The organism is Alcaligenes sp. GW821-FHT11D07 (assembly GCF_058808495.1).
On sequence record NZ_JBXART010000003.1, the window covers coordinates 516,198 to 530,262 of the forward strand.

Consider the following 14,065-nt stretch of genomic DNA (forward strand, 5'->3'; position numbering starts at 1 on the left):
CCGACCCGGCTGCCATGCGCCAATTCGGGCATGGCAGCCTTGTTTTCAGGAGTCTGTCTTGCAACGCATCCTTCCGCGCGGCGAAATCGAAAGTCTGGACCACACCTCCATCCCCCGACTGCGCCTGCCAGTGCGAGCCAGCGTATTTGCTGACCGCGCAGCCCGTCTGCGTCAGCTGGCGACGGATAATCCAGCCGGAGCCTACCTGCTCTTGATGGCCCATCTGGTTCAGGGACAACACAAACAATTGAATGCTCTGCCCCCGGCAGAGCTACCCGCCGATGTCTTGGCAACGGCCCAAACCCACGGCATGCCTCCTTTACTGGCATCCGGCTGGAAACGTGATTCCCAATGGCGCCAGATTCTGGAAAACCTGCTCAATCACATGATCAACACGGCCGATGTTCCTGCAGCGGCCCAACAGGTCTGTCAGGATTTACTGACCAAGGCGCAGTCCGAACCGCAAAAGCTGGAAGACCTGGCCGATGCCATTCTGACCGAGCAACTGCCGGATCAAGATGGTGCCTATGCGCCCTTTATCATGGCGGCCTTGCAGGTGTATTGGACGCATCTGGCCTGCTCTTTGACCGAAGGCCAATTGGCGGTCAGCAGCCCCTTTGGAGTTTGCCCATCCTGCGGTAGCCTGCCCGTCTCCAGCGTCGTGCGCGTAGGTGGCCGTGAAGATGGCTGCCGTTATATGTGCTGCCCGCGCTGCAGTGTGGAATGGCACTTGGTGCGCGTCACATGTTCGCATTGTGAAAGCACCAAAAACGTGGCTTACCACGCCATTGAAGATGGCCCGGCAGGTATCAAGGCGGAGTCCTGCGACAACTGCCACACCTACCGCAAAATCTTCTATCAGGAAAAGCAATTGGGCCTGGACCCGGTCGCAGACGACCTGGCCAGTTTGGCTCTGGATGTCTTGATGGGTGAAGAAGGCTATTCCCGCGCCAGCGGCAATCCACTTCTTTGGCACCAGTCTTAAGCTAAGATTCCCCTACGCCTTGTTGCTTCATGCACAGGGCGTAGCTGACGGACCCTGCCCATAGACTCAAATGCCTGCCTTTGAACAATGAGCCCCACTCCTGATCTCTCGCCCGCCCACATTCCTTCGCTGGACCGCCTGCTGCGCTCGCCGGACTTCGAGCCTTTGCTCACGCAATTCGGCCACACCCGCGTCAGTCAAAGCGCTCGCGAACATCTGCAAGAACTGCGCCAAGCCGCCTTAGGCGGGACACTGAGTCCCCAGACGATAGAAACCGCTCAGTTGGCCTTGACGCTGCAAACTCGCTTGAGCGAAGCATCTCGTTTGCAACTGCGCCCGGTTTTTAACCTGACCGGCACCGTGCTGCATACCAACCTGGGCCGGGCCCTTTTACCCGACGAGGCCATACAGGCCGTGATCCAGGCGATGCGTTCGCCCGCCAATCTGGAGTTTGATTTAGGGACAGGAGGCCGAGGGGACCGGGATGATCTGATCAACCCCTTGCTGTGCGAGCTGACCGGCGCTGAAGCGGCCACCGTCGTGAACAACAATGCGGCCGCTGTGCTTTTGATGCTGAGCACCTTGAGCCCACGACGCGAAACCGTGGTGTCTCGTGGCGAGCTGGTTGAAATTGGGGGGGCTTTCCGTATCCCCGACATCATGAAACGCGCCGGTGCCCGTTTGCACGAAGTGGGCACCACCAACCGTACTCACCTGGCCGACTACGAGAATGCCATCAACGAGCGTACCGCCATGTTGATGAAGGTGCATTGCAGCAACTACGCCGTCAAAGGTTTTACCAAAAGCGTATCGGTGGAAGACGTGGCGCGGATCGCCAAAAAACACGGCCTGCCCACCAGCGTGGATTTGGGTAGCGGCACCTTGGTGGACCTGAGCCAATGGGGCCTTCCCCCTGAGCCTACCGTCCGCGAAACGATTGAAGCTGGTGCAGACATCGTGACCTTCAGCGGCGACAAGCTGCTAGGTGGCCCCCAAGCGGGCCTGATCGTAGGCCGTGCTGACCTGATTGCCAAGATCAAGAAAAACCCGCTCAAACGCGCCCTGCGTGTCGGCAAAATCACCTTGGCTGCCTTGGAGCCGGTGCTGGCCTTGTACCGATCCCCCGAACGGCTGCCCGAACATCTGACAACCCTGCGCCTGCTGACTCGCCCTGCTGCTGAAATGCGCGCCCAGGCACTGCGTCTGGCCCCCGCCCTGCAAAAATGGGTGGGAACGCTTTTTACCGTTGAACCCACTGCCATGCTGAGCCAGATCGGTAGTGGTGCCTTGCCCGAGGACGTACTGCCCAGCTTTGGACTGCGCTTTGCCTACACGGGTACAGGTCGCCCGGGCCGTCATCTGACTCAATTGGAAAAACGCCTGCGTACCTTGCCCCAACCCGTCATCGGGCGCATTGCACAGGATGCTTTCTGGCTGGACCTACGCTGTCTGGAGGAACAATTTGAGTCCGCATTCAGCGCACAACTGATTTCCGAGCAAGCATGATTGTTGGCACGGCAGGACACATCGACCACGGCAAAACCACCTTAATCCGCGCCCTGACCGGCGTGGACACAGACCGCCTGGAAGAAGAAAAGAAACGCGGCATCTCCATTCAGCTGGGCTATGCCTATACACCTCTGCCCGATGGGCAGATTCTGGGTTTCATCGACGTGCCGGGCCACGAACGCTTGGTGCACACGATGGTGGCGGGCGCCACCGGGATCGATTTTGGTCTGCTGATTGTGGCGGCAGATGATGGCGTCATGCCACAAACCCGCGAACATCTGGCCGTTCTGCAACTGCTAGGCCTGGATGCGGGCGCAATTGTATTAAGCAAGGCCGACCGTGCCGATGCAGCACGTATCGCCGAAGTCAAAGCCGAACTACAAGCCGTCTTGCACGGCACTTTTTTGGAAGATGCTCCGCTCTTTGTGGTGGATGCCTTGTCAGCCGACAAGCCCGGTCTGAACGCCCTGCGGCAACATTTGCAAGATCAGGCCATGCAGTCCAGCAGACACGATGGACAAGGCTATTTCCGTCTGGCGATTGATCGTGTGTTCACCCTGCAAGGCCACGGCACTGTAGTAACTGGAACAGTGCATGACGGCACTTTGGATCTGGACGGCCCAGCGCTAGACCTGCGCCTGATGCCCCGTGGAACTCCCGTCCGGGTGCGCAGCATTCATGCCCAAAATCAAGCTTCCCGCTTAGCCCGTGCTGGCGACCGTTGCGCCTTGAACCTAGGGGGTATTGAAGTACAAGATATCGCTCGGGGAGACTGGCTGGCCGACGCGCGCTGCTTTGTACCCTCCACCCGCGTGGATGTGGAGTTGAGCCTGCTCGACAAAGACATGCCTGCTTTGCGCACCTGGTCGCCCTGGCATATTCATATCGGTGCCGCCCACCTGACGGCACACGCCGTGCCGCTGGAAGGAGAATCCTTGCAAGCAGGCCACACCGGCAAAGTACAACTGGTATTCGAACGGCCGATCTGCACCATGACGGGCGAACGCTTTATTGTGCGTAACGCCCAGGCCAGCGAAACCGTGGGCGGCGGCATTGTATTGGACCCCAATGCGCCAGACCGAAAACGTCGCTCCGCCACCCGACTCGCTTGGCTGGACGCACTGTCCCAATGGACGCGTGGTGGGCCTCTGGAACACTTGCTGGCTCAAGCCCCCTTTGGTTTGGACGAGTCCACCCTGCTGCGATTATCAGGCGGTTCCAAAGAGCGCCTGCAGGCCCCGGCGGATGCCCGCTGGCACACCGGCACACGAGCACAAAGCCCGGCAATTTTGCTGAGTAATACACGGCTGGAGTCACTGTGCCAGCATGTCGAAAACGTCATGCTGCAGTTTCACGAACGCAATCCTGACGAGCCCGGCTTAGCCCTTAGCCGTTTACGCCGCATGGCGGCCCCCACCATGCCCGATGGCCTTTGGCAGATTCTTATCGACTCTCTGCTGGCCGAGGATCGTCTTAGTCGCCAAGGTGCCTGGCTACATACTCCTGGTCATCGCATCAGTTTGAATCCGGAAGATGAGGCCCTGGCCCAAGCCCTCCTCCCCCTGATTGAGGCCGGTGCCTTTGACCCTCCCTGGACTCGCGATCTGGCCGCACAAGCGGAGCAAACGGAAGAGCGCACACGTACCGTGCTAAGACGTTTAGTGCGTCAGGGAGAACTGTTCCAGGTTGTTCATGACTTGTTCTACCACCCACGACAAATCGCAGTCCTGGCCGATATTGTTCAGGACTTGAACGGAGTCCAAGGGCTGAGTGCAGCGCAGTTTCGGGACGCTACCGGCTTGGGGCGCAAGCGCGCCATTCAAATCCTGGAATTCTTTAATCGCATGGCGTACACACGACGCGTGCGGGACCGGCACGTACTGCGTGGCGAGCCTTGGTCGCCTAACGACAGCCTGCCATCTTGATGATGTGCAGTGTCACGGGCCGTATCATTGAAGGGTAAACAGCCCTATCGTATGATAGGGCCTTCATGGAAAGCATCCGTGCCCGGTGGCACGGCCGGGCTTCAAACCCGGTTGGGGGCGTCAGACGTTCCCAGGTAGGTTCGACTCCTGCTGCTTTCCGCCAATCTTTTGGACTACTGCCCGCCTTGGCTGCCCGTCGTACCCTAATTGCAAGGACGATATAGCTATTGGCTACGCCTGCGTATCAGGCGCTGAGCGACGTCCTGCTGTCGGCCCCTTATCAGAGCATGTCACCGCCAGTACCTGTGCCTGCTGCCCCCCCAAACTAAGCACGCTGTGGGGTAGTTCCGAGTCGAAATACACCGAATCGCCTGTCTCCAAGGTCATGCTGTGCTCCGCAATCGTGACTTGCACTTGCCCTTGAATCACAAACAGAAATTCCTCTCCCCCATGCGGGAAGGTAGGCGCTGGCTGCTGTTGATCATGGGGAGGGTAGATGACGAAGGGGTCCATCAAACGAAAGCGCCGCCGCCCCGCCATGCTCTCATAGCGGTAAGCACTATGCCCCGCCACGCTGGGCAAGGGCATACGATCGTGCCGACGCACCACACAAACACTTTCGTCCTGATCCAGATCTGCCTCGCCAATCAATTGCGACACGCCCATGCCATAAGCCTGAGCGAGCTTGACCACGGTTGAGATGGACGGCGCACTAACTGCCCGTTCCAGCTTGGACAGATAGCTTTTAGTCAAACCGGTACGCTGGGCCAATTGCTCCAACGACAAGCCATGTTGGCGGCGCAGGGCACGCAGACGAAAGGGAAGATGGATCATGGATAAAACAAGAGGTGTAGCGTCCGAGGACAGCCCCGGAACGCATATGAAAAAGCAGCCCCTTATTCTACTCAAAAACATCCGTATGGCGCTTCAGTGCTTTCCGGGCGTAGTATTCAAAGCCAATCTGTGATCGACGCGGCCTTAAGATCCAATCATGCGCTTCACGCCCCAGCTCCGGCAAAATTGGCTTAATCTGCCCGGCCGACATGGCCAACAACTGCATACGTGCAGCGCGCTCGAACTGCAAAGCCAACACGCAGGCTTCCTCAATCGAACTGGCTGCGATCAGCATGCCGTGATGCGCTAATAGAATTGCCCGTTTGTTACCCAGCGCCTTGGAAATAATCTGGCCCTCCTCGTTGCCAACGGGCACGCCGGGCCAGTCCTTCAAAAAAGCGCAATCTTCGTACAAGGTGCAGTTATCCATGTGCGAGACCTCCAGCGGCACCCCCAGCATGGATAACGAGGCCACATGCAAGGGATGCGTGTGGATAATGCAGTTGACGTCCGGCCGCGCGCGATACACCCAGGAATGAAAGCGATTAGCCGGATTAGGCATACCTTGCCCTTCCAACACGTGCAAATCCTCGTCTACCAACAGGATATTGCGTGACGTGATCTCATCAAAACCCAGCCCCAGCTGCTGCGTAAAATACGTGCCGTCCTGCTCACCACGTGCGGTGATCTGACCAGCCAGGCCGGAGTCATGACCACCGTCAAAAAGGATACGGCAAGTTAGCGCCAGCTTCTCGGGAACACTACGCTCGGGAAGGTCGAAAAGGGCTTGCATCTGGTTCTGCGCCTGCTCAATCAGCACGGACTTGGGCAAGCTCATGGTGTCACTCATATCAACTCCTTTTATCAATTAATAGTCTGCTTACAACAAGGGGACATAGCCCTCGAGGGCCTGCATACGTTCCAGCCAATGACGTACTGATGGATAAGGCTGAAGGTCGTACCCCCCCTGTTCCGCCATGCAGGTATAGGGAAACAAGGCGACATCAACAATGCTTGGCCTGCCTCCGACGAAATATCGATGTGACTTCAAATGCACTTCCATGTGCGCCAAGGCTTTATTACCTTGCTCGCGCCACGCCAGCACCGCTGGGTCGTCAACCGTCATCGTTTTTCGCAGCTCCACCCAGAGCCTGGGCTGTGCAAGGTTGACCATGTGCTGAGTCTGCTCGAAAGACAGCCATTGCAGCACCTGGGCCTGCTCGATCGGGGATTCGGGCAGAAAATTCGTACCCTGCGCCAGGTACCACAGAATGGCGGCGGATTCCGCCAGCCAAGGCCCTTCTCGAGTTCGCAATACCGGCACCTGCCCCCAAGGGTTGATGCGGCGGAATGCCTCGGTATCCAGGTCACCATCCACGATAGACAAACTGCGTCGCTGCAGCGCGACTCCTAAATAAGCGCACAGCAACCGTACTTTCCAGCCATTGCCGGTATATATCGTGTCGATCAGTTCCAGAACAGGTTTAGTCATTGTCTGCCCTTCATTCAAGACTGATTTCTGCGATCTGAACTATGCGCTGCCACTTGCTGCGCTCTGCCGCAATAAAGCTTTGATATTCATCCTGGGTGCCTGTGTAGACTTGACTGCCTTGCTGCTCCAGATGAGTTTTGAACTCTGGGTGAGCCAGTGTCTTTTGCAGCGCCATCTCCAACACAGCAACTACCTCCGGCGAAGTACCAGGCGGTGCCAACAAGACGTTCCAGGAACTGATGCGCAGTTCAGGGGAGCCAAGCTCCGTACTGGAGGGCACCTCGGGCGCTGCCGAGGAGCGTTGGCTATCGGCCAAGACCAGGGCATGGAGCTTGCCCGCCCTTACCTGCGGCATGATCACGGGAATTGCATCCATCACCATGTCAGAGTGACGGCCAACCACAGCGCTGACGGCCTCTCCACCACTTTTGAAGGGGATATGCCGCACATCGACCTGCTCAGTCAGCTTGAAAAGCTCTACTCCTAAATGCGGCGAACTTCCTATGCCCGCTGACCCAAAGTTAAGCTGCCCCGGCACTTGGCGAGCGTGGGCGACAAGCTGTGTATAGCTATCGACGCCCAAGTCTGAGCGAACTGCCAGCACATACGGAGAACCGGTCACCATACCGATGGGCACAAAAGCCTGCGGGTCATAACTAATCTTGGGAAGAATCAGGGGGTTGACCACCTGAGTACCTACAGTCCCCATAAATACGGTGTAGCCGTCCGCTTTAGCATTTTGTGCAGCCTGAGCCGCAATCATTCCTCCGGCACCTGCCTTGTTTTCAACGATTACGGTCTGCCCTAGTTCCTTGCCTAACTGCTGGGCAAGCAAGCGTGCCACCAGGTCCGTAATACCTCCGGCCCCAAAGGGCACGATCAAGCGCACTGGTTGAGTTGGAAACGTAGTGGCTTGAACCCCGGCGGTCATCATCATCAAAGTCGCCCACCCGACTATTTGCACCCAAGCTGTCTTTCTCATTAGATGTCTCCTGAACTTTTTAAATTTGAATTGTTCAGGACAAATTCTTCACGCAAAGACCCATCGTGTCAATCAGGATAATTTAGGACACGAAACAATTATCGCCTAGTGAGTAAATCGCCAAATAAATCCCACAAAAAGCTTATGCAGATGGATTTCTATGCAGGCCCGCACATCACGAAAAAATAAATAAGACACTAAAAAAAACCAAAGGACACTAATTGTCCCCAGCAATCAACAATCGCCTTTTTTTGCAATGTGTTTGTGACACAACACTTCCGTCAGGCTTCTCGACACGCGTCACATTTTTAAACACAATCCGTATCGCGAACAATTCTCATTTTGTTTATCGTTTACAGGAAAGTGATTATGACTTTATTGGCGCCTTCGGCTCGCCGCCCGGTATTTACATTGGGCCTGCTCGCCACGGCTTTGGCAGCCAGCTTCAGTGCTCACGCACAAACCTCCAACGTGCGCGGCGGCGTGACCTCACTGGAAGAAATTCGCGTGCTGCCTTCTGCAGAAGAAGCCGTCAAGCAAGCTCCCGGCGTATCGACCATCACCGCCAAAGATATCGAAAAGCGCCCCCCGGCGAATGACCTGTCTGAACTGATCCGCACCATGCCCGGTGTAAATCTGACCGGTAACAGCCCCTCGGGCTCTTACGGTAATAGTCGTCAGATTGACTTGCGGGGTATGGGACCGGAAAACACTCTGATCCTGATTGACGGTAAACCCGTCAGCTCCCGCGATTCGATTCGCATGGGCCGTGATGGTGAGCGAAACACACGTGGTGACAGTAACTGGGTACCCGTGAACGCTATCGAACGTATTGAGGTTCTGCGTGGCCCGGCCGCCGCTCGTTACGGTTCCGGCGCCGCTGGTGGTGTCGTCAACATCATCACCAAAGCACCCACTGACACCTTCTCCGGTTCGGTCACGGCCTACGGCCTGATCCCCGAAGATAGTAATTACGGCTCGACTCGCCGTACCGGCTTTAACCTGTCCGGCCCGATTGCCGACAAGCTGTCCTTCCGCGTGTACGGCAATATCGCCAAGACCGATGCCGACAAGCCAGCCTTGAACGCAAAATCTTCCGGGATTGAAGTCAGCGAGAAAAACGTCCCTCCAGCAGGCCGCGAAGGTGTACGCAACAAAGACATCAACGGCCTGGTGCGCTTGGACATCAACCGCGACCACCGCCTGGAACTGGAAGGTTCGTTCAGCCGCCAGGGCAATATTTTTGCGGGTGAACGCCTGTTTTCCAACGCCAATGCCACCATTGCCTCGCTGGCCGATGAAGGCGCTGAAACCAATATCATGTACCGCCGTGCCGGCTCGCTTAGCCATTATGGGGACTATGGTCAGGGTCGTCGCTCGCGCTTGACTGTCGCTTACGAAGGCACCACCAACTCCCGCCTGAATGAAGGCATGGCAGGCGCTGGTGAAGGCAGCATTTCCAACCCAGGTGCAGGCTCTGTTTCGGAACTGCGCTCGCTAAACCTCTCGGGCGAATACAACACGCCCGTCCAGATTGCCAACAAACACGTTCTGATGACTGTGGGCTTCGAGCATCGCGATCAAAGCCTGGATGATGATTACGCCACTCGCTCTGGCCAAACCATCAACAAGAATACGGATTCCAAGAGCAAAGCCAAAACCACCGCCGCCTATCTGGAAGGCAATATCGAGCTGACGGATGCCCTGACCGTCACCCCCGGCGTTCGTTTTGATCATCACAGCAAATTTGGGGATAACTGGAGCCCCAGCCTGAACGCCTCCTACTTCATTACCGACACCATTACCTTGAAGGGCGGTATTGCACGCGCCTTTAAGGCCCCAAACCTGTATCAGTCCAACCCCAACTACCTGTATCAAACTCGCGGTAATGGTTGCCCGTACGACCCCGTCACAGGCCAACGCGTCAGCGGTCCTTGCTACATCTTTGGTAATGATGATCTGTCGCCGGAGCGCAGCATCAACAAAGAAATTGGACTGGCCTACGACAATGCAGGTTGGGCGGCCGGCATGACTTACTTCCAAAACGACTACAGCAACAAGATTGTGGCCGACATGGGGGACCAGACGATTCCTGACGCTATCTATATTGGTGGTTCGCTGGTGCGTCCATTCCAGTGGGTCAACTCTGGCAAGGCTGTGATTCGTGGCCTGGAAGGAAACCTGACTATCCCAATTCTGGGCGAGAACGGTGAAACCTTAAGTCTGAGCAATAACCTGACTTATATGATCACCAACAAGTCCAAGGAAACCAATCAGCCTTTGACGGTCATCCCTCGCTACACCCTGAACAGCACGCTGGACTGGCGCATCAACGACAAGCTGTCGATGCTGGCAACCGCCACCCTCTACGGCAAACAGAAACCACGCTCGCACAACCTGTCCAACAACTCGGAAGTGCAAGGCGAGGGGCTACGTGAGCGCGGCTCCTACGCGATCTTCGGTCTGAGCGGTGCCTACCAGGTCACCAAGTCCACCAACGTACGTCTGGGCGTGAACAACCTGTTCGACAAGCGTCTGTACCGGGAAGACTCGGGTAGCGGACAAGGTGCCAACACCTATAACGAACCCGGCCGTCAGTACTACGCGACCTTAACTGCCAGCTTCTAAACCGCCCCCCACAACTCCAGACTTCTAACGGAAGTCTGGAGTTGGTGTAGGACTTAACGTCTCTTTTTTGCAACCAATATGAGAATTCGTCTCATTGTTATTCAAGATATGGGAGATCAGCATTGAACAGATAATGAGAATCGGTATCATTATCTTCGCTGTAAGGAGAATACTGCCATCAAGAGCAAAGCAACCACAGCACAGGCTAAAAACAGACACAAATTGGAAGTCATCAATGAAATCTCTATTTACCGTAAAGCGCTTGCCGCTCATTTTGGCAGGCGTTTTTGTTGCTAGTGGTGCCGTTGCTCAAGAAAGCACGCCCGTTCAACTGAGCCCTGTTGTTGTTACCGCTTCTGGCTTTGAACAAGACATTAAAGAGGCTCCTGCCTCAATTACCGTCATTACTCGCGAAGAGCTGGAAAACAAGTTTTATCGCGATGCCTACGATGCTCTGCAAGATGTACCTGGCGTAATCGTGACCGGTGGTGGTGACCGCCGCGACATCACCATTCGCGGCATGAGCTCCAAATACACCCTGATTCTGATCGACGGCAAACGACAAAGCTCCGCCGAAACGCGTACCAACTCGGACTCTTCGGGTGTAGAAGGCGGCTGGACTCCTCCCCTCTCCGAAATTGAGCGAATTGAAGTCGTTCGTGGTCCTATGTCATCCCTGTATGGCTCGGATGCCATGGGTGGTGTGATCAACATCATTACCCGTAAAGTCCCCAAGGAATGGGGCGGTTCCATTCGTCTGGATAGCACCTTGCAATCGCACAGTCGCTCGGGCGATATTTTCCAGGGTAACTTCTCGTTAGGTGGCCCAATCAAAGAAGGAGTGCTGGGTTTACAGGTCTATGGCCAGCAAACCAACCGTAGCGAAGACGATATTTACAATGGATATCGCAAACGCAATGCCTTTGAAGTCGGCGCGAAATTGAGCTTGAACGCTACACCTGACCATACATTTATTCTGGAAGGAAGCTCCAAACGTCAAAAGTACAACTCCACATTGAATAAATCCGTGGATCCTTATGCACCAAGCTGTGGAAGTGCGGGGTGCGAAAGCTCAGAGACTGACTATCGAGGTGAAAAAGTCTCTTTGACACACAACGGCAAATGGGGCTTTGGTACCTCTGATACGTATGTCCAACAGGAAGACTTCAACAACAAGTCTCGCGCTATGCGTATCAAAAACACTGATGCACGTACTTCTTTGGTAATGCCTCTTGGAGATCACCTGCTGACGGTGGGAGGTACGTATCAACACCAAAAGCTTAATGATGAAACAGGCAATAAGCTAAAAACAGGCATACAACGCATCAAACGTACGCAGTGGGCCCTATTTGTGGAAGATGAGTGGAGCCTGACTAACAGCTTTGCCTTGACGGGCGGTCTGCGTTACGACGATGACGAGAACTATGGCGAACACTTCAGTCCTCGTGTTTATGGCGTGTGGACTGCCAACGATAACTGGACCATCAAAGGTGGTGTTTCTACCGGTTTCCGCGCACCCGATTTACGTCAAACCGTCGCAGGCTGGGGTCAAGTCAGCCGGGGTGGCAATATGTACGGAAACCCCGATCTGAAGCCAGAAAAATCACTCTCCCAAGAGTTTGGAGTGATGTATGACACGCTGGATGGTTTCTCGGCTGGAGTCACCCTGTTCAACAACGACTTTAAAGACAAAATCACTCGTATTGCGTGCCCACTCAGCAAGTGTACTGATGGTCTCAACCAGTTTGGCGCCCCCCCGACCACCTACGAAAACGTAGATAAAGCGATTACTCGTGGTATTGAGACGAACTTCAGCTGGGATTTAGCTCAAGATTGGACATTAAAAGCAAACTATACCTACACGCACTCCAAGCAAAAGAGCGGCCCCAACGAAGGTCAGCCTCTGAACCAGATGCCCAAGCATATGGCCAATGTCAGCCTGGATTGGCGTGCAACTGAGCAAATCAGCACATGGGCACGGGTGAATTTCCGCGGTAAAGAAAGTGAACCCGTAGCCACTGCCTCTTCTTCGAATACAAAAGCCCCCTCCTACACCTTCGTGGACTTGGGCGGCACCTACAAGCTGAACAAGAACGTAGACCTGTACGCTGGTATCTACAACATTATGGATAAACAAATCCGCTACGAAGACTACAGCTACGTCGAAGATGGCCGTCGCTACTGGTTGGGCGTAGGCTTGCGTTTCTAAGCCTTAATCCCTAAGGGAAAAAAGCATGCAGCTGGTCTGCATGCTTTTTAACGTCATGAGCCTGCCTGAAGGGGTACGTGGTGGCCAATGCCATGGCTCACAATCAGTTCGATCGGCAGATGGGTCTGACGCTGAATGTAAACAACGTCTTTGACCGTAAATATCTGAGCTCCATCGGCACCGTGTTTAATACCGGTTATTACGGTGAGCCGCGCAACGTGCGACTGAACTTGAGATACTCGTTCTAAACAGCGTGCGTGTTTGATTTTGGCTAGTGCTCTACCGCGCTAGCCACCGCTTGAACGCTCGCGATTGCGCTCCACAGCCCCCTCCCAAGAGCGCTAGACTAAAGCCTGTTGCTATCCATCTAGCTGGCTATAGCCTCACTACTTCGGGAGCTGATTTTGTCGTCCACTGAGCCTGACCTCGCGATCTACGCAGGCCCACGCGCCTATCGTCATATTCAACGCAACGGCCTGCACGCCAAAGACATAGACACGCTGATTGGCAGCGCAGGAGGGCCCAAAGCCTTGACTTTGACCGGACTGGATCAATATCTGTTTGGGGAATGGCTCAACACCCACGATGAGCCGCTTTGGCTGTTTGGCAGCTCCATTGCCTCCTGGCGCTTTGCGTGTGCGGCACAAGCAAATCCCCATCAGGCCTTTGCAGACTTTGCGCAGCTATACATCCACACCCCGTTTCTGCCGAAATCCACCGTGGCTGACATCACCCACTCCATGCAAGGCATGCTCCGAACGCTGCTGGGCGATTCAAACACACAAGCGGCCATTCTGAATCACCCGCGCTATCGCTTCGCCATCACGGTGGCACGCAGCAAAGGCTGGGCAGGCTCTAGTAATCAAAAGCAGCTCAGCGCGGCGTTACTGAGCTGTATGGTCGGCAACTATCTGCATCCGGCTATTCCGCACTGGTTTTTCGAGCGGGTGATTGTGCACGATAGCCGCAGCCCCCTGCCTATTCACAAGAAACATCAAACGCAGGCCCGCTACGCACTACTGGATCAAAACAATTTATTTGAAACGCTGGCTGCCAGTACTGCGATTCCTCTGGTGATTGATGGCATCAGTGCCGCCCACAATTGGCCTGCTGGCTTGTATCGTGACGGGGGCCTGCTTGACTACAATTTCTGCGCGCTGGATTTAGACGGACCCGGCTTGACCCTGTTTCCCCACTTCACCCAGAAAATTAGTGCCAGCTGGTTCGACAAATATCTGCCACGCTGGCAGAAGGCTCGCCGCCCCCATCATCTGGACAATCTGATTTTGCTTTGCCCCACCACGCGCTTCTATGAACGCTTAAAAGGCCGCAAAATCCCTGATCGGTCGGACTATAAGCGCTATTCAGATAGAGAACGCCGTCTGGCCTGGCAGAACTCCGTCGAGCAAAGTCAGCGTTTGGGTGAGCAATTCGCCCACTGGGCCACATCCGATCAGTTCGCTAAAGTCGTCCGGCCCTTGCCTTTTCCCTAAGATAAAAG

The 14,065-nt window shown here is 55.4% G+C and carries 11 protein-coding genes and 1 tRNA gene; 8 read left to right on the forward strand and 4 right to left on the reverse strand.

Going from position 1 to position 14,065, the window contains the following annotated elements; all coding sequences use genetic code 11:
• Positions 1-58 precede the first annotated feature (58 nt).
• The 4 genes from fdhE to AC1RSM_RS15420 all read left to right on the forward strand — a co-directional run bounded on the left by fdhE (position 59) and on the right by AC1RSM_RS15420 (position 4,582).
• Positions 59-985 (forward strand): formate dehydrogenase accessory protein FdhE, encoded by a 927-nt coding sequence (gene fdhE, locus AC1RSM_RS15405; RefSeq protein WP_492933420.1) that lies wholly within the window; start codon positions 59-61, stop codon positions 983-985.
• A gap of 87 nt (positions 986-1,072) precedes the next feature.
• A complete protein-coding gene (gene selA / locus AC1RSM_RS15410; protein ID WP_492933421.1) occupies positions 1,073-2,491 on the forward strand; it encodes an L-seryl-tRNA(Sec) selenium transferase in 1,419 nt (472 codons plus the stop codon).
• Positions 2,488-4,419, forward strand: coding sequence for a selenocysteine-specific translation elongation factor (selB, locus tag AC1RSM_RS15415; RefSeq protein WP_492933422.1), 1,932 nt, complete (start codon positions 2,488-2,490; stop codon positions 4,417-4,419). Before selA ends, selB begins: the two co-directional genes overlap by 4 nt.
• Before the next feature lie 67 nt (positions 4,420-4,486).
• A tRNA-Sec gene (locus AC1RSM_RS15420) sits at positions 4,487-4,582 on the forward strand.
• 68 nt (positions 4,583-4,650) lie between these two features.
• Here AC1RSM_RS15420 and AC1RSM_RS15425 read toward each other — a convergent pair.
• The 4 genes from AC1RSM_RS15425 to AC1RSM_RS15440 all read right to left on the reverse strand — a co-directional run bounded on the left by AC1RSM_RS15425 (position 4,651) and on the right by AC1RSM_RS15440 (position 7,727).
• Positions 4,651-5,253, reverse strand: coding sequence for a helix-turn-helix domain-containing protein (locus AC1RSM_RS15425; RefSeq protein WP_492933423.1), 603 nt, complete (start codon positions 5,251-5,253; stop codon positions 4,651-4,653).
• Positions 5,254-5,320: 67 nt separating this feature from the next.
• Entirely contained in the window at positions 5,321-6,103 is a 783-nt protein-coding gene (locus AC1RSM_RS15430) for an aldolase (RefSeq protein ID WP_492933424.1), read from the reverse strand.
• Between the two features lie 30 nt (positions 6,104-6,133).
• Positions 6,134-6,745 carry a glutathione S-transferase family protein gene (locus AC1RSM_RS15435; protein WP_492933425.1) on the reverse strand — a complete coding sequence of 204 codons (612 nt, stop codon included), beginning with the start codon at positions 6,743-6,745 and terminating at the stop codon, positions 6,134-6,136.
• Between the two features lie 10 nt (positions 6,746-6,755).
• Complete coding sequence (locus AC1RSM_RS15440) at positions 6,756-7,727, reverse strand: Bug family tripartite tricarboxylate transporter substrate binding protein (RefSeq protein ID WP_492933426.1); 972 nt, start codon at positions 7,725-7,727, stop codon at positions 6,756-6,758.
• 369 nt (positions 7,728-8,096) lie between these two features.
• Here AC1RSM_RS15440 and AC1RSM_RS15445 point away from each other — a divergent pair, with 369 nt between their 5' ends.
• The 4 genes from AC1RSM_RS15445 (at position 8,097) to AC1RSM_RS15460 (ending at position 14,057) form a co-directional block, all read left to right on the forward strand.
• Positions 8,097-10,355, forward strand: a complete 2,259-nt coding sequence (locus AC1RSM_RS15445; protein ID WP_492933427.1) for a FepA family TonB-dependent siderophore receptor — start codon at positions 8,097-8,099, stop codon at positions 10,353-10,355.
• 235 nt (positions 10,356-10,590) lie between these two features.
• The gene (locus AC1RSM_RS15450; protein WP_492933428.1) at positions 10,591-12,564 is read left to right on the forward strand and encodes a ligand-gated channel protein; all 1,974 of its coding nucleotides are present in this window, start codon (positions 10,591-10,593) and stop codon (positions 12,562-12,564) included.
• 92 nt (positions 12,565-12,656) lie between these two features.
• The gene (locus AC1RSM_RS15455) at positions 12,657-12,812 is read left to right on the forward strand and encodes a hypothetical protein (RefSeq protein WP_492933429.1); all 156 of its coding nucleotides are present in this window, start codon (positions 12,657-12,659) and stop codon (positions 12,810-12,812) included.
• A 156-nt stretch (positions 12,813-12,968) separates the two neighbouring features.
• Positions 12,969-14,057, forward strand: a complete 1,089-nt coding sequence (locus tag AC1RSM_RS15460) for a hypothetical protein (protein WP_492933430.1) — start codon at positions 12,969-12,971, stop codon at positions 14,055-14,057.
• Positions 14,058-14,065 lie beyond the last annotated feature (8 nt).